Here is a 19,199-nt window from a genome sequence, read left to right on the forward strand (position 1 = left end):
GCTCGGAGCGCATTATGCATTTCAGCCGTCAGAAGGGCCTGTCGCTGTTTTCCGTGTTGCTGGTGATGATCGTGCTGGGCGCGATCCTCGTGCTGGGCATGAAGGTGATGCCGGTGTACTCGGAGTACGCCGAGGTGCGCCAGGCGATCACCGCCTTGTCCGCCCAGAGCAATGTCGGCGAGGCGTCGATTCGCCGGGATTTCAACCAGCGGGCCGGCGTGGCCGGCATCGCCTCGATCAAGGGTGAAAACCTGATGGTGGTGGCCGGCGGTAATTTCGTGTACATCCGCGCCGCTTATCAGCGCGAAGTGCCTTTATTCTCCAATATCAGTCTGCTGTTCAAATTCGATACCCAAGCGGGCAAGCCCCCGCAATAAGCCAAGTGATACCAACCGACAATAGATTCCGGCGCCTGTGTCAGGCGCTGGATTACGCATTTCAGAAGCCGGAGTTGTTGCGTCAAGCCTTGACGCACCGCAGCTACGGCGCCGGCAACAACGAGCGTTTTGAATTCGTGGGCGACAGCATCCTCAACTACACGGTCGCCCGCATGCTGTTCGATCAATTTCCCAAGCTGACCGAGGGCGAGCTGTCGCGGCTGCGCGCCAATCTGGTCAACCAGAACACCCTGGCCGAGATCGCCCACGAGCTTAAGTTGGGCGATTACCTTTACCTGGGCGAGGGCGAGCTGAAGAGCGGTGGTTTCAACCGGCCGTCCATTCTCGCCGACGCTCTGGAAGCCACCTTCGCCGCGGTCAGCTTCGATTCCGATTTCCTGCGCGCGGAGCAGGTGGTGCGCCGGCTCTATGATCAACGGGTGTCGTCCATCGACACCTCCCTCCAGGCCAAGGACGCCAAGACCCGCTTGCAGGAAGCGCTGCAGGCGCGCAAGCTGGCCCTGCCCAAATACCGGATACTGTTGCAAAGCGGCGAAGCTCATGAACAGTGGTTCCGTGTCGAGTGCGACCTGGGCGAGCTGGCGATAGGCTCCACCGGCGAAGGCGGCAGCCGCCGCGCCGCCGAACAGCAGGCCGCCGAAGCGGCGCTGATCCTGCTGGAACAAAAACTCGCTGCGAGTAAGAAACGTATATGACTGACATCCAATACCACTGCGGCTTTGTCGCCATCGTCGGCCGTCCCAACGTCGGCAAATCCACGCTGATGAACCATCTGATTGGTCAGAAGGTCAGCATCACCTCGAAAAAGGCGCAAACCACGCGCCACCGCGTCACCGGCATCCACACCGAGAACAACGCCCAGTTCATCTTCGTAGACACCCCGGGCTTCCAGACCTTTCACAAAGGCGCGCTCAACGAGACCTTGAACAAGAGCGTCAAGGATTCGCTGGGCAACGTCGATTGCGTGCTGTTCGTGCTGGAGGCGATGCGCTTCACCGGCGCCGACCGTGAAGTGATGGCTTTGCTGCCCAAGCGCAAACCGGTGATCCTGGTGGTGAACAAGTTGGACAAGGCCAAGGACCGAGACGCGTTGCAGGCTTTCATCGCCGAGGTGCAGGCGGAATTCGCCTTCGCCGGCGTTGAAGTGGTCAGCGCCAAACACGGTCAGCGTTTGAGCGAGCTGCTGGAGCAGGTGCGTCCGCATCTGCCGGAATCGATGCCGCTGTATCCGGAGGACATGGTTACCGACAAGAGCGAACGCTTCTTGGCTGCCGAGGTCGTGCGCGAGAAGCTGTTCCGCTATCTGGGTGAAGAACTACCCTATGAAATGAACGTGGAAGTGGAGATGTTCGAGATGGACGGCGAATTGCGCCGCATCCATATCGGCGTGCTGGTGGACAAGGAAAACCAGAAGCCCATCGTTATCGGCCGCGGCGGAGAGAAACTGAAGAAGATCTCCACCGAAGCGCGGATAGATATGGAAAAGCTGTTCGACGGCAAGGTTTTCCTGCAAGTCTGGGTCAAGGTCAAGTCAGGCTGGGCCGACGACGTTCGCTTCCTGCGGGAATTCGGCCTGGACTGAAGCCCTCATGCACTATCATTTGGCGCCGTCCTGTTGGACGGTGATTTTTTCTCTGCAGCAAGGCCAGGAGATGCCGGGCAGCCGCGAGCTGCTGGAGCGCATCGCCCGACTGGCGGCTTGCCAGGCCGGTTTTCTCGGCTTGGAGCGCGGCGAGCCGGGGCGGGACACCGTGTCCTACTGGGACAGCGTCGAGGCCATCGCTGCCTGGCGCCAGTGCGCAGAGCGCCTGATCTCCCAACGTTACGGGCCGGAAGCCTGGTATCGGGTGTTCGCCTTCAACGTGAGCGCGGCCGGGGTATGTCCGCGGCCGTCGGCCGGGGGCACCGGATGAGCCAGCCGGGCAGGGTAGACCGTCAGCCGGCCTATGTGCTGCATGCGCAGCCCTACCGGGAAACCAGCTTGCTGGTGGAAGTTCTCAGCCGCGACCATGGCCGTTTCTCGGTGGTGGCGCGCGGCGCGCGGCGGCCGCGGGCCGATCTGCGCGGGCTGCTGCTTCCCTTCCAGCCGCTGACCCTGTCTTGGTTCGGCAAGGGCGAGTTGCGCACCTTGCACAGCGCGGACTGGGACGGCGGCGTGCCGCAGCTGTCCGGCCTGCCGCTGATCTGCGGTTTTTACCTGAACGAACTGATGATGAAGCTGACCGCGCGCGACGATCCCGAACCGCGCGCCTTCGCCGTCTACGACGCCGCGGTGCGCGGCTTGGCGCGTCAAAGCGGCCTGGCGGCGGTGTTGCGCCGCTATGAGCTGAGGCTGACCCAGGTGTTGGGCTACGCGCCCAGCCTGCTGCGCGACGGCGACGGCGCGGAGGTGGACGCGGGCGCCAGCTACTGGTGTCAGGGCAACGCCGCGCCGGAGCGGGACGCCGGCCAGAGCCTGGAGCGCGGGCTGCGGCTCAGCGGCGCCAGCCTGTTGGCGATAGAGGCCGACGACTACGCGGAGGCGGCCACCCGGCTTGAAGCGCGGGGACTGATGCGCGTATGGTTGACCGCTTTATTGGGCGAGGAGCCGCTGGCTTCGCGCGAGCTATTGCAAGCCGTCAATTCCTTGTCGGATTGAGGCGAACCTAATCGGGAGTGAATATGATTCTGTTGGGCGTAAACATCGATCACGTCGCCACCTTGCGCCAGGCGCGCGGCACTCGTTATCCCAGCCCGGTGGAGGCCGCGTTGGTGGCGGAAACCGCCGGCGCCGACCTGATCACCCTGCATCTGCGCGAGGATCGCCGTCACATCCAGGACGCCGACGTGGTGGCGATGCGCCAGGTGGTCAAGACCCGGGTCAACCTGGAAATGGCGATGACCGAGGAGATGCTGGCCTATGCGCTGGCGGTGAAGCCGGAAGACGTGTGCCTGGTGCCGGAAAAGCGCGAGGAAGTCACCACCGAGGGCGGCCTGGACGCCATCGGCCATTTCGATGATGTCCGCTGCTACACCCGCAGCCTGCTGGACGCCGGCATCCGCGTGTCCATCTTCATCGACCCCGAGCGCGCGCAAATCCAGCGCGCCATGGGCGCCGGCGCGCGCGTGGTGGAACTGCACACCGGCGCTTATGCCGACGCCCATGACGCCGCGGCGCGCGACGCCGAGTTGGCGCGCATCCGCGACGCCGCAGCCTTCGCCGCCGAGCTGGGCATGGTGGTCAACGCCGGTCACGGCCTCAACTACCACAATGTGCAGCCGATCGCCGCGATTCCGCAGATCGCGGAACTGAATATCGGTCACGCCATCGTCGCCCAGGCGCTGTTCGTCGGCTTCGCCGCGGCGGTGAAGGAGATGAAGGCGCTGATGGTGGCCGCGCGCGGCTGAGCGCTGTGCCCACCGTCATCACCCATGCCCTGGCCGGCGCGACGCTGGCCGGCCTGTGCGCGCCGCGTCCGCTGCGCGCGCCCGGCATGGCCGGCTGGCTGCTGCTGTGCGGCGCGGCGGCGATGCTGCCGGATCTGGACGTGATCACCTTCAAGCTGGGCATTCCCTATGCCAGCCCCTGGGGGCATCGCGGCATTTCCCATTCGTTGACGCTGGCCTTGATTGCTGGCGGCCTGCTTGCCGCCTTCGGGCGGCGTTGGTGGGAGCGGCTGGGCCTGGGGCCGCTGCGCGCCTTTGTCGTGCTGAGCCTGGTGGTGGCTTCCCATGCGCTGCTGGATATGTGGACCGACGCCACCCATGGGCCGGCGCTGGCGATGCCTTGGTACGAGGGCCGCTTCTTGTTCGACTGGCGGCCGATCGAGGGCTCGCCGCTGAGGCTGCATCGCTGGCTGGGCGCCAAGGGTCTGCGGGTGCTGAGCTCGGAGCTGCTGTACGTCTGGCTGCCCTGTCTGCTGCTGTGGCTGGTGCGCGCGGCGTGGCTGCGCAGGAGCGGGGAGGGCGGACGATGATTTACGGCATAGGCACTGATCTGGTGGAAATCGAACGCATGCGGGTGATGTTCCAGCGCTGGGGCTTCAAGCTGGGGCGGCGCATGCTGGCCCCGGCCGAGCGGCAGGCGTTTGCCGCCAGCGCTGATCCGGCGCGTTTCCTGGCCAAGCGCTTCGCGGTCAAGGAAGCCCTAGCCAAGGCGCTGGGCACTGGTGTGCGCGCGCCGGTGTTGCTGACCGCGATCTGGGTCGAGCATGATGAATGGGGCAAGCCGCTATTGGCGCTAAGCCCGGAATTGGACGAATTTTTAAGCCAGCGCGGCGTGGGCGCGCGTCATCTGTCCATCAGCGACGAGCGCGCTTACGCGCTGGCTTTTGTAGTGCTGGAGCGCTCCGCGCCCGGCTAGAGAGAAAGCAAACCGATGCAGCAGACTCAACAGAGCGCGGCTTTGCCGCGCGGGCCGGTGATGGCGGGCGTGGCCGGCCTGCGGCTGACGGATGAAGAGAAGCGGCGCTTGGCGCATCCGCTGGTGGGCGGGGTGATTTTGTTCCGCCGCAATTTCCAGGACATCGAACAACTGAAGGCGCTGACCGCGGAAATTCGCGCGCTGCGCAGCCCGCATCTGCTGATCGCGGTGGATCACGAGGGCGGCCGGGTGCAGCGCTTCCTCGACGGCTTCACCCGCCTGCCGCCGATGCAGGTGCTGGGCCGGATGTGGGAGCAGAATCGCGCGGCGGCCTTGGTGCAGGCGGAGAACGTCGGCTATGTGCTGGCCGCCGAATTGTCCGCCTGCGGCATCGATCTGTCCTTCACCCCGGTGCTGGACCTGGATTGGGGGCGCTGCGCGGTGATAGGCAACCGCAGCTTACACCGCGACCCGGCCATTGTGGCGGAACTGGCCGAGGCTTTGCAGCGCGGCCTGGCGCGCGGCGGCATGTCCACTTGCGGCAAGCACTTCCCCGGCCATGGCTTCGTCGAGGGCGACAGTCATCATCTGATGCCGGAAGACGGTCGCAGCGTGGCCGAGCTGGAGGCGGACGATTTGATCCCTTTCGGCCGTCTGGCGGCGGCGGGCATGGGCTCGGTGATGCCCGCCCATGTGTTGTACCCGGCGGTGGACGCGCAGCCGGCCGGCTTCTCGCGGGTCTGGCTGCAGGATGTGCTGCGCGGCCGGCTGGGTTTTGACGGCGTGATCTTCTCCGACGCCTTGGACATGGAGGGCGCGGCGGGCGCCGGCAGCTTCGTGCAGCGCGCCGACGCGGCCTTGGCCGCCGGTTGCGATATGGTGCTGGTTTGCAATGATCCCGGGCAGACCGATCTGATCCTGGCCCATCTGCGGCCGCCGGCGCAGCCGGACTTGGCGCGGAGGCTGGAGCGCATGGCCGGCAAGGCGGCGGATTGGGCGGCGGAACTGGCCGGCCCGGCTTTCGCCGCGGCGCGCGCCCAAGTGGAACGTTTGAACATGCCGGCGGACACGATGCGAGGGCCGGATGTGGGCGAGGCGAATTAGAGCCGCCGACAATTATCGGAGGAAAGACGGCCTGGGCGTATGGACGCCCGGGCCGTTGTCGTTTGGAAAGGGGCGCTTAAACAAACTGCACTGGCACGTAGAAGTCGCGCCCCGGGCGGCTGACCAGCACTTGCGGCTGGCCCTGAATCACCGCGCGGAAGGCGCGCGGCAGCCGGCGCCAGTCCATGAACTTCATCTTGATGCTGTCGTACTGCGCTTGACTGTGTTCCATGGTGTTCTCCCGAAGGTTCAGTCCACTTTGTGGATGACGTTGGTGACGACGCCCCAGATATGGAAGGCGGCGTCTTCCGGCACCGGAATCGGCTGAAATTCCGGGTTTTCCGGCAGCAGGCGGATGCCCTTGGCGGTTTTTTCCAGCCGCTTCACCGTGAGTTCGCCGTTGAGCGCCGCCACGACGACTTTGCCGTTGCGCGCTTCCGCCGCGCGGTCCACCACCAGCAGGTCGCCGTCGTGAATGCCGGCGCCCAGCATGGATTCGCCCTTGACCGTGACGAGGAAGGTGCTGCCCGGACGCGGCGCCAGGCGGGCGTTGAGGTCCACGTCGTCTTCCTTGAGGTCGTCCGCCGCCACCGGCGAGCCGGCCGGCACGCTGTTGGCGAACAGCGGCAGCGACAGTTCGCTGAGCTGGCGCGCCAGCGTGCGCACGTCGTCGGCCTGGGCGCTGTTGGCGGTGCGCCAGCTGCGGTAATCGTGCAGCCAGTCTTCCAGTACTGGTTTCAACGGTTCCGGTACGCGGAGGGCGACGGTCTTGTCGCCGCCGTAGCTGGACTTGCGGCCGGCGCCGCTGCGTTTGCCTCCGTGGCTCATGGCTAATCCTCTGTAATGCAAGCAGATTTGATTGTGTACATTATCAAACTGCAGGGCAAGTTTTTTTTGTGTGCGGCGGCGGCGGGCGCAAAAAAGCCCGCTGGAGCGGGCTGGTTTCGGCGGGAGGGTGGCGGCTTCAGCGCTGGTAGAAGCAACGGGCGCAAACCGCGCGGTAGCGGGCGTTGCCGCCGATTTCCACCTGGGGGCCTTCCTTGACGCGGTGGCCGTCGGCGTCGATGCGGATGTGCATGGTGGCTTTTTTGCCACATTCGCAAATGGTCTTGATCTCTTCGATTTCGTCGGCCAGGGCCAGCAGCATGCCGGAACCGACGAAGGGTTCGCCGCGGAAGTCGGTGCGCAGGCCAAAGCAGATCACCGGAATATTGCGGGTGTGAGCCAGCTCATGCAGCTGGTGCACCTGCTCCGGGGTGATGAACTGGGCTTCGTCTATCAAGATGCAGGCGGTCTGGCCGAAGTCCTCGGCCAGAAAGTTCAGTTCCGGCGAGAAGGTGCGGGCGTCGCGTTGCAGATTGAGGCGCGAGGTGATTTTGCCGAAGCCGTAGCGGTTGTCCATCGCGCTGGTGAACAGCGCCACGGTCTTGCCCATGGATTCGTAGTTGTTGGCGATTTGCAGCAACTGGGTGCTCTTGCCGCTGTTCATCGCGGCGTAGCGGAAAAAGAGTTTTGCCATCGATGGGGTCTCGGTGGGGCTTGGAGCCTGTTTACGATCTCGCGAGCTAAGGTGAGACAAGGCGAAAATGGTTGAAGAAGCGGAGTGTACAAGAGGTACATGAGCATTCTGAAGCCGTACTCACCGTGTCACGCTCCACGACGTGCAGTAGATCGTAAATAGGTTCTTTAAAGGTCACCGCCGGTTTCCAGCACATAGCTGGCGCCGGCGTCTTGCGCCAGATGCTGGGCGAGGTAGGGCAGCACTTCGCGCAGCGTCTGCGGCAGCGTCCACGGCGCGTTGAGGATGAACATGCCGCTGCCGTGCATGCCGAAGCCGTCGCTGGACGGCTTTTGCACATGCAGTTCGGCGCGCAGCCAGTTCTTGGCGCCCAGCTTCTTCAGGTCCTTGGGCAGTTCCTTCATCTCGGCGCGCTGCAGGCAGGGATACCAGACCGCGTAGACGCCGGTGGCGAAGCGCTTCAGGCTTTCCTTCAGCGCGGTGATCACGTGCTGGTAATCGCGCTTGTCTTCATAGGGCGGATCGATCAGGACCAGCGCGCGGCGCGGCGGTGGCGGCAGAATCGCCTTGATCGCCTCGAAGCCGTTGGCCTGCTGGATTTGCACGCGACGGCCGGCGTCGGCGAAGGTGTTGGCCAGCAACTGGTGATCGGTGGGGTGGAGCTCGAACAGGCGCAGCTTGTCGCTGGCCGGCATTACCTCCGCCGCGCACCAGGGCGAACCGGGGTAGAGCTTGAGTTCGCCGTCGGCGTTCAGGCTGCGTACCACCTCGACGTAGTTGGCGACGGCTTCCGGCAGATCGTCGCGACGCCACAGTCGGGCGATGCCGGATTCGAATTCGGCGTTTTTGGTGGCGTAGCCTTCCACCAGCGAGTAAGCGCCGGCGCCGGCATGGGTGTCGATATACCAATAGGGCTTGGCTTTCTGTCCCAGGTAATTCAGGAGTTCGATCTGGATCAGATGCTTGAGCACGTCGGCGTGATTGCCGGCGTGGAAGGCGTGGCGGTAACTGAGCATGGCTGCGGGGTATGGCGTTTATCAGCTTCGGATTGTACCGGATTCGGAGTGGCCGCGCAGCGCGTCCTCCAGCGCGGCGCGCCAGCCCAGTTGTTCCGCAAGCTGCATGAAATCGTCGGCTGGCGGCGCTTGCAGCAAGAGCGGCTGGCCGCTGTCCGGCAGGCTCAGCCGCATGGCGACGCAGGCCAGCAGCAGGCGCCGGCTGCCGAAATGCTCGGCGAACATGCGATTGTGGCGGCCCTTGCCGTGGGTGGCGTCGCCGATGATGGGGTGGGCGATGTGCTTGAGGTGGCGGCGCAGCTGGTGGCGGCGGCCGGTGTGCGGCGTCAGTTCCAGCAAGCTGTAACGGCTACTGGGGTAGCGTTCTACCTCTATCGGCAGTTCGATGCGCGCCAGCGTGCGGTAGTCGGTGACGGTGGCCTGAGGCGCGGTGTCCACGGTTTCGCCTATCCATTCCAGGTCGTCCGGGCGGCGGCTTAGCGGGTAGTCGATATGGCCGGCGTCGTCGGTGTGGCCGCGGACCACGGCGATATAGCGCTTGTCCACCTGCTGGCGTTCGAATTGCCAGCTCATCTCGCGGCACATATCCTTGTCCAGCGCGAACAGCAGCACGCCGGAGGTGCCCTTGTCCAGCCTATGCACCGGGTAGACGCGCTGGCCGATCTGGTCGCGCAGCAACTGCACGGCGAAGCGGGTTTCGTTGCGGTCCAGCGCGGTGCGGTGCACCAGCAGGCCGGAGGGCTTGTGAATGGCGATCAGCCGGTCGTCGCGGTAGAGAATGGGCAGCATGGAGCGGGTGGAAACGGGTGGGGAAGGCCGGCATTGTAGGCGCTGGCGGCCGGCTTTGGAAGGCGCGCGCGCGGTGGGTGATGCCGCTGTGCTGTAGTTTTATGTCTTACGCTTCGATTACGCGAAAACAACAAGGTTTTGGCATGCTATTGGCGTTTTTGTGCGCTGGCTCGGGCTTTGCCGGTTTTCGTTGCGACATGATATTTCAAAGTAGAGAGGAAGTTGTTTACAGGCCATGAGCGCGTCATTACAATTCGCCGCGCTCAAACAAGAATGACAGGGCGGCGTCTGTGCCGATTGCGATCCCGTTTGCCACGGGATGGCGGCAGGACCGCATCCGCGCAACCTGGTGTGTAGTTGCGACGCTACATGACAAGGGGTTGGCGGGCGCTTTGCTTCGCTGCACGGCACGGGAACCACAGGGGGTGATCGACGTGCGGGTTGACCAACAAACTCCATAGAGTCATAGAGATGAAAATCCAGCTGAAACGAATGAGCTTTGCCGTAGCGGCAGCGGTGCTGTCCACCTCCGCCTTCGCCAAAGAGTTCTCGCCCGCCGTGGTTTACGACATGGCAGGCAAGTTTGACAAGAGCTTCAACGAATCCGCGTACAACGGCGCCGAGCGTTTCAAGAAGGAATTCAAGATCAACTACCGCGACGGTCAGATCGCGTCCGAAGCCCAGAAAGAGCAGCTGCTGCGCAATATGGCGCGTCGCGACGCCGACATCGTGGTGGCCATCGGCTTCTCCTTCACCCAGGCGGTGGAAACCGTGGCCAAGGAGTTCCCCAAGGTCAAGTTCACTCTGATCGACGCCGTGGCAAAAGGTTCCAACGTTCAGAGCATCGTGTTCAAGGAACAAGAAGGCGCCTTCCTGACTGGCGTGGCCGCGGCGATGGCCTCCAAGAGCGGCAAGGTGGGCTTTGTAGGCGGCATGGACGTGCCGCTGATCCGCGCCTTCGGCTGTGGCTATGTGCAGGGCGTCAAGTTCACCAACAAGAACGCCAGCGTGATCCAGAACATGACCGGCACCACTCCGCAGGCCTTCAACGACCCGGCGCGCGGCACTGAGCTGGCCAAGAGCCAGTTCGACCGCGGCGTGGACGTGGTGTTCGCCGCCGCCGGCGGCACCGGCCTGGGCGTGCTGCAAGCCGCCAAGGCCGCCGGCAAGTACTCCATCGGCGTGGACAGCAACCAGAACCATCTGTACCCGGGTTCGGTGCTGACCTCCATGGTCAAGCGCGTGGACGTGGCGGTGTTCAACACCTTCAAGGACGCCAAGAACGGTTCCTGGAAGCCGGAAGTCAAGATTCTGGGCCTGAAGGAAGCCGGGGTGGATTGGGCGCTGGACGCCAACAACCGCAAAGTGATCACGCCGGCGATGGAGAAGAAGATCAACGCGGCCAAGGCGGACATCATCGGCGGCAAGATCAAGGTGGTGGATTACCGCGCCAACAACAGTTGCCCGATGCAATAAGCTGAGCTGAGTTTTCCCTGATCCGTTTCGGGGACGCAGGCACGATGCATTCCATCGTGCCTGTTTGTTCATGCCGGAGCGGAATCAGGTTGACCCTAACCAGGGAATATGAATAAGCATGACCGAGTTTGCCATTGAGCTGGCGGGCATCAACAAGAGTTTTGGTGCCGTCAAAGCCAACCGCGACGTCTCGATGAAAATCGCCAAGGGCACTGTCCATGGCGTCATCGGCGAAAACGGGGCCGGTAAATCCACGTTGATGAGCATTCTGTACGGCTATTACCAGGCCGACAGCGGCGCCATCCGGGTGAACGGCAAGGAAGCGCCGATCCGCAACAGCCAGGAAGCCATTGAGCTGGGAATCGGCATGGTGCATCAGCATTTCATGCTGGTGGACACCTTTACCGTGCTGGAGAACATCGTACTGGGCGCCGAAGGTGGCCTGGTGCTGAAAAAGGGGCTGGACGAGGCCCGCGAGCATCTGAAAGAGCTCAACCGCAATTACTCGCTGGAGGTGGATCCGGACGCGCTGGTGGGCGATCTGGGCGTGGGCCTGCAGCAAAGGGTGGAAATCCTCAAGGCGCTGTACCGCGGTGCCGACGTGTTGATCCTGGACGAGCCCACCGCGGTGCTGACGCCGCAGGAAGCGGACCATCTGTTTCACATCCTGCGTTCGCTGAAGGCGCAGGGCAAGACCGTGATCCTGATCACCCACAAACTGCGCGAGGTGATGGACATCACCGACGGCGTCAGCGTGATGCGCGCCGGCACCGTGGTGGCCAATGTCGCCACCTGCGACGTGGACAAGGAAAAGCTGGCGGACCTGATGGTGGGCCGCAAGGTTAGCCTGAAAGTGGACAAGGCCGAGCGCGAGCCGGGCGCGGCGGTGCTCAGCGTCAAGAATCTGTGTCTGACCGACGCGCGCGCGGTCAAGCTGCTGGACCAGCTGAATTTCGAAGTGCGCGCCGGCGAGATCGTCGGCATCGCCGGCGTGTCCGGCAACGGCCAGTCCGAACTGTTGGAAGTGCTGGCCGGCATGCTGGAGCCTAGCGCCGGCGAGATGGTCTACAAGGGCGAAGACCTGCTGCGCCGCCGTTGCGGCGCCCAGCCGCGCGCTGCGCTCTACCGCAAGCTGGGCATCGCCCACGTGCCGGAAGACCGCTCGCGCGAAGGCCTGGTCAAGGCTTTCTCCAGCTATGAAAACGCCATTCTCGGCTATCACGGCGAACCCGGCCTGGGCCGCGGCCCGTGGTATTCGCGCAAGCGGCTGTTGGCGCGCACTCGCGACTTCATCCAGCAATTCGACATCCGTCCGGGCAACCCGCTGCTGCGCGTGGGCCTGCTATCCGGCGGCAACCAGCAGAAAGTGGTGTTGGCGCGGGAAATCCACGCCAACCCGGATCTGCTGCTGATCGGCCAGCCGACGCGCGGCGTGGACATCGGCGCGATTGAATTCATTCACAAGCGGCTGGTGGAACTGCGCGACGAGGGCAAGGCCATTTTGCTGGTCTCGGTTGAACTAGAAGAAATCCTGGCGCTGGCCGACCGCATCCTGGTCATGGCCGGCGGACAGATCACCGGCGAAGTGGCGGCCAAGGACGCCGACACCATTTCGCTGGGCCTGCTGATGGGGGGGCACAAACATTGAAATTCGGACAAGCTTCCACCTTGCCGCGCTGGGCGCAGCTGACGGTGCTGCCAGCGCTTAATCTACTGGCTGCCTTGCTGGTGACCGGCCTGGTCACCTGGCTGATAGGCGAAGACCCTTGGGAATGCCTGAAGCTGCTGATCAACGGCGCCTTCGGCTACGGCGAGGGCATAGGCTACACCCTGTTCTACACCACCGGCTTCATCTTCACCGGCCTGGCGGTGGCCACCGCCTTCCACGCCGGCCTGTTCAATATCGGCGGAGAAGGGCAGACCTATCTGGCCGGCCTGGGCGTGACCCTGGTGGTGCTGGGCTTCGACCACAGCCTGCCGCCGGCGGTGCTGGTGCCGCTGGCCATCCTGGCGGCGATGGGCTTCGGCGCGGCCTGGGCTTTCGTGCCGGGCTGGCTGCAGGCCAAGCGGGGCAGCCACATCGTGGTGACCACCATCATGTTCAACTTCATCGCTTACTCCTTGATGTTGTACCTGATCAGCCATCACCTGATCGAAGCCGGCTCGCAGAACCCGACCACGCGCGAATTCGGCCAGGCGGCCTGGATTCCCGCCATTCATGAAATGGCGGCGCGCTTTGGCGTGGAGATTCCCACCTCGCCGCTGAACCTGACTTTTGTGATGGCCTTGCTGGCCGCTGCGCTGTTCTATCTGGTGGTGTGGCATAGCCGTTGGGGCTTCGAGCTGCGCACCGTGGGCACCAGCGAACCGGCCGCCCGCTATGCGGGCATGAGCGTCAGCCGCGTCATCATCGTCGCCATGTGCGTGTCCGGCGCGCTGTCCGGCCTGGCCGCGGTCAATGAGCTGATGGGCTCCGCCCACCGCATGAACGTGATGTTCACCAACGGCGTCGGCTTCGTCGGCATCGCCGTGGCGCTGATGGGCCGCAACCACCCGGTGGGCATCATCCTGTCCGCGTTGCTGTTCGGCGCGCTGACCCAGGGCGGTTCCGATCTGTCCTTCGAGAAGCCAATGATCACCCGCGAGATGATCATCTTCATTCAGGGCCTGATCATCCTGTTCTGCGGCGCGCTGGAAAACCTGTTCGAGCCGTTCATCGCCGGCCTGTTCAAGCGCAAGGACGACAAATAATGGAAATCTTCTTCAGTCTGCTCGATTCCACGCTGCGCGTGGCCACGCCGCTGATCCTGGCCGCGATGGCCGGCATGTTCTCCGAGCGCTCCGGCGTGGTGGACATCAGCCTGGAAGGCAAGATGCTGGTGGCGGCTTTCGCCGCCGCCGCGGCGGCCTTCGCCACCCAGAGCCCGTGGATAGGCATGGCCTGCGGCATCGCCGCCTCGGTGGCGATGGCGATGATCCACGCTTTTGTGTCGGTCACGTATAACGGCAACCAGCTGATTTCCGGCATGGCGCTCAATACCGTCGCTTCCGGCATCACCCCGGTGTTGGGCCTGGCCTGGTTTCAGCAGGGCGGCAACACCCCGCAACTGCCGGACGAGGGGCGTTTCCACGAGATTGCGCTGCCGTTCGCGAATGAGCTGCGCGACGTGCCGCTGCTGGGTCAGCTGTACAGCAAGCTGCTGTCCGGCCACAGCATTCTGGTGTATCTGACCTTGTTCCTGATTGTGCCGCTGGTGACCTGGGTGCTGTACAAGAGCCGCTTTGGCCTGCGTCTGCGCGCGGTGGGGGAGAACCCGCACGCGGCGGACACCGCCGGCATTTCCGTGGCCAAGGTGCGCTACACCGCCTTGTTCTGGGGCGGCGTGCTGTGCGGCATCGCCGGCACCTATCTGTCCGTGTACCAGACCGGCAGCTTCATCAAGGAAATGACCGCGGGCAAGGGCTTCCTGGCGCTGGCCGCGCTAATCTTCGGCAAGTGGAAACCGCTGCCGGCGGTGCTGGGCTGCTTGGTGTTCGCCTTTGCCGACGCCATCCAGATCCGCCTGGAAGGCGTGGCGTTGCCGGGCATTGGCCAGATCCCGTCGCAGGCCATCGCGATCATCCCCTACGTGCTGACCGTATTGCTGCTGGCGGGCTTCGTTGGCCGCGCGGTGGCGCCCAAGGCGATAGGCATACCTTTCGTCAAGAGCCGTTAACCGGCTTTTGAGACAGGTTAGAAACCGCCAGCGGGCTTTGCCCCTGGCGGTTTTTTGTTTTATATCGCATACGGGAATCTTGCCGTCGTTTGTTATTCATAGTGATTCCCAATCTCAATTGCTATTGTATTGCCTGGTAGTTGTTCAGAAAATTTGAATCTTTTGCGCTAATAATTTCGCTATGACGGCAATGGGCGCGCTTTTATGATTAACTGGCATGACAGGTTTTAATTTGCCGCTCATTTGTAATAAGGAACTCGATGCAACGCTACAGTCCAACACAGATTGCTTTGCACTGGCTGATTGCGCTGTTGATCATTGCCGCCCTGATCATGGGCTGGTACTTCAACAGCATGCAGATCACATCGCCGGCCAGCTTCAAACTGAAAGCCTCTTTGATCGCCTGGCACAAATGGGTGGGCATCAGCGTGCTGGCGCTGGCCGTGCTGCGCCTGATCTGGCGCGCGCGCCGCGGCGCGCCGACGCCTTTGCCGGGTCAGCCGGCCTGGCAGCTTAAAGCCGCCAACCTGATTCACCTGCTGTTGTACGCCTTAATGCTGGCGATGCCGCTGGTGGGCTGGCTGATGAGCTCCGCCAAAGGCTACCCGGTGGTGTGGTTCAACCTGGTGCAACTGCCGGACCTGGTGGAAAAGAACGAGGCGTTGGGCCATGTGTTGGGCTGGAGCCACGCGCTGATGGCGTACGCCATAGTCGCCATCGTCGGTCTGCATGCGCTGGCGGCCTTGAAACATCACTTTATCGATCGCGACGCCACGCTGGCGCGGATGCTGCCGTCCTGTCGCAAAGGAGATCCTCAAGCATGAAATTTCTGACTTCTCTCGTCCTGAGCGCCGCCGTGGCGCTGGCCGTGGCGCCGGCCCAGGCCGCGCAAACGCTGAACGCGGCCAAGAGCACGCTGGGCTTTACCTTCAAGCAAATGAACGTGCCGACCGAGGGCCGCTTCAAGAGCTTCGCCGCCAACGTCAGCTTCGACGCGGCCAAGCCGGAGGCCACCAAGGCGGTGTTCACCGTGGACCTGGGCAGCGTGGACGTGGGCAGCGCCGACGGCAACACCACGGTGCGCGGCGCGTCTTTCTTCAATATCGCCAGCCTGCCCAAAGCGACTTTCACCGCCAAATCGGTAAAGGCCTTGGGCGGCGGCAAGTTCGAAACCCGCGGCACCTTGAGCCTGAAGGGCGTTAGCCGCGAGGTGGTGTCCACCTTCACCGCCGCCAGCGCGGGGAATGAGACCACGCTGCAGGGCAGCTTCCCGCTGAAGCGTCTGCAGTTCAAGGTGGGCGACGGCGCTTGGGACGACACCGAGGCGATCGCCGATCTGGTGACCGTCAAATACAAATTCGTTCTGACCGGCAAGTGATCTTGCCTTTCTTTACCCTGGAGAAAACCGACGTGACGACCAAAATGAAGACTCTGTTTGCCGCCGTGATGACGCTGGGTGTGCTGGGCAGCGCGCAAGCCGCCCCGGTCACTTACGAAGTGGACAGCTCGCACACCCATGCCGGCTACTCGTTGAGCCACCTGGGCTTCTCTACGCTGAGCGGCCGCTTCAACGACACCAAGGGCAGCGTGGTACTGGATCAAGCCAAGAAAACCGGCTCGGTGGACATCGTGATCAAGACCGCCAGCCAGGACAGCGGCTGGGCGGCGCGCGACAAGCACATCGCCAGCCCGGATTTCCTGGATGTTGAAAAGTATCCGACCATCACGTTCAAATCCGACAAGTTCACCTTCAACGGCGACAAGCTGGCGGCAGTGGACGGCCAACTGAGCCTGCACGGCGTGACCAAGCCGGTGACGCTGACCGTGACCAACTTCAAGTGCGTGGATTCCCACCCGATGGCCAAGAAGCCGTGGTGCGGCGCGGACGCCACCGCCACTATCAAGCGCAGCGAGTTCGGCGTGGGCGCTTACGCGCCGGCGGTGGGCGACGACCTGCAGTTGAGCATCACCATCGAAGCCGGCAAGAAGTAAGCGGATTCGATAAAGCGCCGGAGCCCTTGTCCGGCGTTAAAAAAATCCGAGTCGGAGGACTCGGGTTTTTTCATGCCGGCGAAGCCGTTCAGGTCAGGCTTAGCACGATGGGGGCCAGCCAGTCGGACAGCCACATTACCAGCAGGGGGCTGATCACGGTCATGCCGCCGAACACCGTCCAGGGCAGACGCGCTTCCGGCTGACGGCGCATCACGTACAAGAGCGCGCGGTAACAGGCGTAGCTGACGACCATGATCAGCGGCGGAGCCATCAGGTAGGACAGCAGCGGCCGCCAGTCCAGCAAGCGTGAAAAAGCGACGATGCCCAGATGCAGGCTGAGCTGGCTGGCCATCAGCGCCGCCAGCTGCGGCTGGCGTTCGGGGAAGGCCAGGCCAAGCCGGCTGACCCGCAAGCTGCTGGCGGACCACAGCACGGCGGCGATGCCCAGCCAGGCGTAGGCGTAACAGAAGGGCAGCAGCACCGGCGACAGCGCGGTGAGGAAGGGGTCCGCGCGGAAGATCAGCGCCAGGATGAAGAAGGACGCCGCGAAGCATAGCTGGGCGATGCCGTCGCGGCTGGCGATCAAGCGCCACAGAATGTGCAGGTAGAACAGCGCGACCAGAACGAGCAGGAACCAACCAGTGGGCGTCGCCGTCATTGAGCCTCCAGCACGCGAATCAGCGCGGCGGACACTTGCTCGCCTATCTGGGCCAGGTAGTGGGTGTGCATGTCGAAGGTGAAGCGTTGCGGATCGTCCGACGCCAGAGCCAGCAGGCCGAAGGCCTGGCCCTTGCCGTCGCGCAGCGCCAGTTGGGCGAAGGACTGCAGCACCGGCGCGGCGGGGAACCAGGCCAGCACGTCGTCGTTGACGTAGGGGCCGCAATAGGGCGCGGACAGATTTCGCGCCAGCGCGGCCACCTCGCTGCGGGCGTCGTAGGCCGGGCCGGCGGATTCCGCCGCCGGGTGCCACAGCCGCAAGGCCATGCGTTTCAGCTTGAAATGCTCGGCGAAGCAGGCGGGCAGCGCGCTCAGCATGTCTTGCAGACTCAGGCAGGCCTGCAGCGTCAGCCCCAGTTGATGAGCGCTGGCGATGATGCGGTCGTTGGCCTCGCTGTGGCGGATCAATTGCTGCAAGCGGGACTCCAGCTGGCGGTTGCGGTCCTTCAGGTCCAGCATTTGGCGTTCCGCCAGCGAGACCACTACGCGGTCCTGCGGCGCGCCGCCCGGCTTCAGGCCGAGCCTTTCGGCGTGATGGGCGAGAAAGTCCGGGTGTTGGTCCAAAAACGCCAGCACATCATCTGTCTGCATAATTCATAACCCCCTTACGGCTGTGTTGTTGTTGCGCGCCCGCTGCCGCTCTGAGCCGACGGCGGGCCGTTAAATCTCGATTTCGCCCTGAAACACGGTGACGGCGGGGCCGGTCATGGTCACCGCGGCATCGTCGGCCGGCCATTCCACCGTCAGCTCGCCGCCGCGGGTGTGCACCCGCACGCGCCGGTCCAGCAGGCCGCGGCGGATTCCTGCCACCACCGCCGCGCAGGCGCCGGTGCCGCAGGCCAGCGTTTCGCCGGCGCCGCGCTCGAACACGCGCAGGCGGATTTCATTGCGCGCCACCACCTGCATGAAGCCGGCGTTGACCCGTTCCGGAAAGCGGGGATGGTTTTCGATGGCCGCGCCGACGCGCGTCACGGGAGCCAAGGCTACATCTGCGACTACTTGCACCGCGTGGGGGTTCCCCATCGACACCACGCTGACCGACAAGGTCGCATCCTCGACTTGCAAATCGTGGCACACCGCCTCGCGTTCGGCCTGGAACGGAATCTCGTCCGGAGCGAATCGCGGCCGGCCCATGTCCACCCGCGCTTGTCCGTCTCCCAGGTATTCCGGCGCGATCACGCCCTTGGCGGTTTCCACCTGGATTCGCGATTTGGCGGTCAGGCCGCGGTCGGATACGAATTTGGCGAAGCAGCGCGCGCCGTTGCCGCATTGTTCCACCTCGCCGCCGTCATTATTGAAGATGCGGTAGCGAAAATCGTTGTCCGGAGAGTGTGGGGGTTCCACCAGCAACAACTGATCGAAGCCGATGCCGAAGTGGCGATCGCCCAACTGACGGATGCGCTCCGCGTTCAAGGGGATGGTTTGACTCACGCCGTCGACAACCATGAAGTCGTTGCCGAGGCCGTGCATTTTGGTGAAGTGCAATTTCATTGGCGCGCCAGATTCTGCGTGAACAATCGGCCCGTTGCCGGGCCGGCGGTCGGGCGGGGAGTTGTGCGCGCCGAAGCGCGGACGGGGCTCCGCCGCCAATAAGGCAGGTTAGCACAGTGGCGTAGATAGAGGTACAGGCGCGCGCTCAGGCGCTGGCCAGCGCCTTGCCGGGAGCGGCTCCCGAGCCGGCGTAGGCCTGTAGGGCCGCGCTGGCAGCGGCGGCCTGCGGCATGGCCTCGCCGCCGGTCTGGACAGCCGCGGCGTGCGCATCGGCGGCGGCGGTCTGGCCGACATCGTCGATCAGCGAGCCGGACGAGGACGCCGGCGCGTCTTGTCCGGTGGCGAGCTTGAGCGTGTCTTCGGCGGCGTCGCCGGGCTGGCTGAGCTTGAGCTGCATTTGCATCAGCAGCAGCCGCACCAGCGTGGCCATGTCCAGGCGGGGACGGTTGGCCTGCGCCGGCTGTTGCTCGGGCTCGGAAGTGGTCGGCGCGGTTGCGGAGGGAGAGAAGGCGGCGTCTTCTGTCGCGGTCGTCGCTTGAGCGCGGATGGAAGGCTGAAAGGGTACGGAGTGAACTTTCATATCAGTGTGCGCAAGAGTCAATGAAACAGGCCCGGCGCCGGGCCGGGCCTGGGCGATGG

At 64.0% G+C, this 19,199-nt stretch carries 25 protein-coding genes; 16 read left to right on the forward strand and 9 right to left on the reverse strand.

Annotated elements, in window-relative coordinates:
- Positions 1-14: 14 nt before the first annotated feature.
- From B0T39_RS01910 to nagZ, 9 genes are read left to right on the forward strand one after another with little or no spacing between them, the layout of a single operon-like run.
- Complete coding sequence (locus tag B0T39_RS01910; protein ID WP_081544554.1) at positions 15-377, forward strand: DUF4845 domain-containing protein; 363 nt, start codon at positions 15-17, stop codon at positions 375-377.
- The gene (rnc, locus tag B0T39_RS01915; protein WP_439823243.1) at positions 374-1,093 is read left to right on the forward strand and encodes a ribonuclease III; all 720 of its coding nucleotides are present in this window, start codon (positions 374-376) and stop codon (positions 1,091-1,093) included. The genes B0T39_RS01910 and rnc overlap by 4 nt, the downstream gene beginning before the upstream one ends.
- Entirely contained in the window at positions 1,090-1,980 is an 891-nt protein-coding gene (gene era, locus B0T39_RS01920) for a GTPase Era (protein ID WP_081544556.1), read from the forward strand. Before rnc ends, era begins: the two co-directional genes overlap by 4 nt.
- A 7-nt stretch (positions 1,981-1,987) precedes the next feature.
- Positions 1,988-2,311 carry an antibiotic biosynthesis monooxygenase family protein gene (locus B0T39_RS01925; protein WP_081544557.1) on the forward strand — a complete coding sequence of 108 codons (324 nt, stop codon included), beginning with the start codon at positions 1,988-1,990 and terminating at the stop codon, positions 2,309-2,311.
- Positions 2,308-3,036 carry a DNA repair protein RecO gene (gene recO, locus B0T39_RS01930; protein ID WP_217806182.1) on the forward strand — a complete coding sequence of 243 codons (729 nt, stop codon included), beginning with the start codon at positions 2,308-2,310 and terminating at the stop codon, positions 3,034-3,036. The genes B0T39_RS01925 and recO overlap by 4 nt, the downstream gene beginning before the upstream one ends.
- 23 nt (positions 3,037-3,059) lie before the next feature.
- Entirely contained in the window at positions 3,060-3,785 is a 726-nt protein-coding gene (pdxJ, locus tag B0T39_RS01935) for a pyridoxine 5'-phosphate synthase (RefSeq protein ID WP_081544559.1), read from the forward strand.
- A 5-nt stretch (positions 3,786-3,790) separates the two neighbouring features.
- Complete coding sequence (locus tag B0T39_RS01940) at positions 3,791-4,354, forward strand: metal-dependent hydrolase (protein ID WP_176219460.1); 564 nt, start codon at positions 3,791-3,793, stop codon at positions 4,352-4,354.
- On the forward strand, positions 4,351-4,740 hold the full coding sequence (acpS, locus tag B0T39_RS01945; RefSeq protein WP_081544560.1) for a holo-ACP synthase: 390 nt from the start codon (positions 4,351-4,353) through the stop codon (positions 4,738-4,740). Before B0T39_RS01940 ends, acpS begins: the two co-directional genes overlap by 4 nt.
- Positions 4,741-4,755: 15 nt before the next feature.
- Positions 4,756-5,844, forward strand: coding sequence for a beta-N-acetylhexosaminidase (gene nagZ, locus B0T39_RS01950; RefSeq protein ID WP_217806183.1), 1,089 nt, complete (start codon positions 4,756-4,758; stop codon positions 5,842-5,844).
- Between the two features lie 76 nt (positions 5,845-5,920).
- Here the strand turns inward: nagZ and B0T39_RS25530 are convergent, their stop codons facing one another.
- From B0T39_RS25530 to B0T39_RS01970, 5 genes are all read right to left on the reverse strand, one after another.
- A complete protein-coding gene (locus B0T39_RS25530; protein ID WP_166452947.1) occupies positions 5,921-6,076 on the reverse strand; it encodes a hypothetical protein in 156 nt (51 codons plus the stop codon).
- Between the two features lie 17 nt (positions 6,077-6,093).
- Complete coding sequence (locus tag B0T39_RS01955) at positions 6,094-6,672, reverse strand: LexA family protein (RefSeq protein WP_081544561.1); 579 nt, start codon at positions 6,670-6,672, stop codon at positions 6,094-6,096.
- A 136-nt stretch (positions 6,673-6,808) separates the two neighbouring features.
- Positions 6,809-7,363 carry a thymidine kinase gene (locus tag B0T39_RS01960; RefSeq protein WP_081544562.1) on the reverse strand — a complete coding sequence of 185 codons (555 nt, stop codon included), beginning with the start codon at positions 7,361-7,363 and terminating at the stop codon, positions 6,809-6,811.
- A gap of 167 nt (positions 7,364-7,530) precedes the next feature.
- Positions 7,531-8,379, reverse strand: coding sequence for a 23S rRNA (adenine(2030)-N(6))-methyltransferase RlmJ (locus B0T39_RS01965; RefSeq protein WP_081544563.1), 849 nt, complete (start codon positions 8,377-8,379; stop codon positions 7,531-7,533).
- Between the two features lie 21 nt (positions 8,380-8,400).
- Positions 8,401-9,168: a tRNA pseudouridine(65) synthase TruC gene (locus B0T39_RS01970; protein ID WP_081544564.1), complete on the reverse strand. Its 768-nt coding sequence runs from the start codon at positions 9,166-9,168 to the stop codon at positions 8,401-8,403.
- A gap of 471 nt (positions 9,169-9,639) precedes the next feature.
- On the opposite strand from B0T39_RS01970, the gene B0T39_RS01975 reads away from it, so the two are divergent.
- The 7 genes from B0T39_RS01975 (at position 9,640) to B0T39_RS02005 (ending at position 16,352) form a co-directional block, all read left to right on the forward strand.
- Positions 9,640-10,644 carry a BMP family lipoprotein gene (locus B0T39_RS01975; protein ID WP_141111039.1) on the forward strand — a complete coding sequence of 335 codons (1,005 nt, stop codon included), beginning with the start codon at positions 9,640-9,642 and terminating at the stop codon, positions 10,642-10,644.
- Between the two features lie 118 nt (positions 10,645-10,762).
- Positions 10,763-12,292: an ABC transporter ATP-binding protein gene (locus B0T39_RS01980; RefSeq protein ID WP_081544565.1), complete on the forward strand. Its 1,530-nt coding sequence runs from the start codon at positions 10,763-10,765 to the stop codon at positions 12,290-12,292.
- Entirely contained in the window at positions 12,289-13,395 is a 1,107-nt protein-coding gene (locus B0T39_RS01985) for an ABC transporter permease (RefSeq protein ID WP_166452941.1), read from the forward strand. The genes B0T39_RS01980 and B0T39_RS01985 overlap by 4 nt, the downstream gene beginning before the upstream one ends.
- Positions 13,395-14,360 carry an ABC transporter permease gene (locus B0T39_RS01990; RefSeq protein WP_081544566.1) on the forward strand — a complete coding sequence of 322 codons (966 nt, stop codon included), beginning with the start codon at positions 13,395-13,397 and terminating at the stop codon, positions 14,358-14,360. The genes B0T39_RS01985 and B0T39_RS01990 overlap by 1 nt, the downstream gene beginning before the upstream one ends.
- Positions 14,361-14,620: 260 nt before the next feature.
- Positions 14,621-15,184, forward strand: coding sequence for a cytochrome b (locus B0T39_RS01995; RefSeq protein WP_081544567.1), 564 nt, complete (start codon positions 14,621-14,623; stop codon positions 15,182-15,184).
- A complete protein-coding gene (locus B0T39_RS02000) occupies positions 15,181-15,738 on the forward strand; it encodes a YceI family protein (protein ID WP_081544568.1) in 558 nt (185 codons plus the stop codon). Before B0T39_RS01995 ends, B0T39_RS02000 begins: the two co-directional genes overlap by 4 nt.
- A 32-nt stretch (positions 15,739-15,770) precedes the next feature.
- Positions 15,771-16,352: a YceI family protein gene (locus B0T39_RS02005; RefSeq protein ID WP_254894467.1), complete on the forward strand. Its 582-nt coding sequence runs from the start codon at positions 15,771-15,773 to the stop codon at positions 16,350-16,352.
- Positions 16,353-16,440: 88 nt separating this feature from the next.
- Here the strand turns inward: B0T39_RS02005 and B0T39_RS02010 are convergent, their stop codons facing one another.
- The 4 genes from B0T39_RS02010 to B0T39_RS02025 all read right to left on the reverse strand — a co-directional run bounded on the left by B0T39_RS02010 (position 16,441) and on the right by B0T39_RS02025 (position 19,140).
- Positions 16,441-17,010, reverse strand: a complete 570-nt coding sequence (locus B0T39_RS02010; protein ID WP_081544569.1) for a hypothetical protein — start codon at positions 17,008-17,010, stop codon at positions 16,441-16,443.
- A complete protein-coding gene (locus tag B0T39_RS02015; protein WP_081544570.1) occupies positions 17,007-17,660 on the reverse strand; it encodes a DUF484 family protein in 654 nt (217 codons plus the stop codon). The genes B0T39_RS02010 and B0T39_RS02015 overlap by 4 nt, the downstream gene beginning before the upstream one ends.
- A gap of 69 nt (positions 17,661-17,729) precedes the next feature.
- Complete coding sequence (gene dapF / locus B0T39_RS02020) at positions 17,730-18,560, reverse strand: diaminopimelate epimerase (RefSeq protein WP_081544571.1); 831 nt, start codon at positions 18,558-18,560, stop codon at positions 17,730-17,732.
- A 145-nt stretch (positions 18,561-18,705) separates the two neighbouring features.
- Positions 18,706-19,140, reverse strand: a complete 435-nt coding sequence (locus tag B0T39_RS02025) for a hypothetical protein (RefSeq protein WP_081544572.1) — start codon at positions 19,138-19,140, stop codon at positions 18,706-18,708.
- Between the last annotated feature and the right edge of the window lie 59 nt (positions 19,141-19,199).

The sequence above is a fragment of the Chromobacterium haemolyticum genome (assembly GCF_002081825.1).
GTDB lineage: Bacteria > Pseudomonadota > Gammaproteobacteria > Burkholderiales > Chromobacteriaceae > Chromobacterium > Chromobacterium fluminis.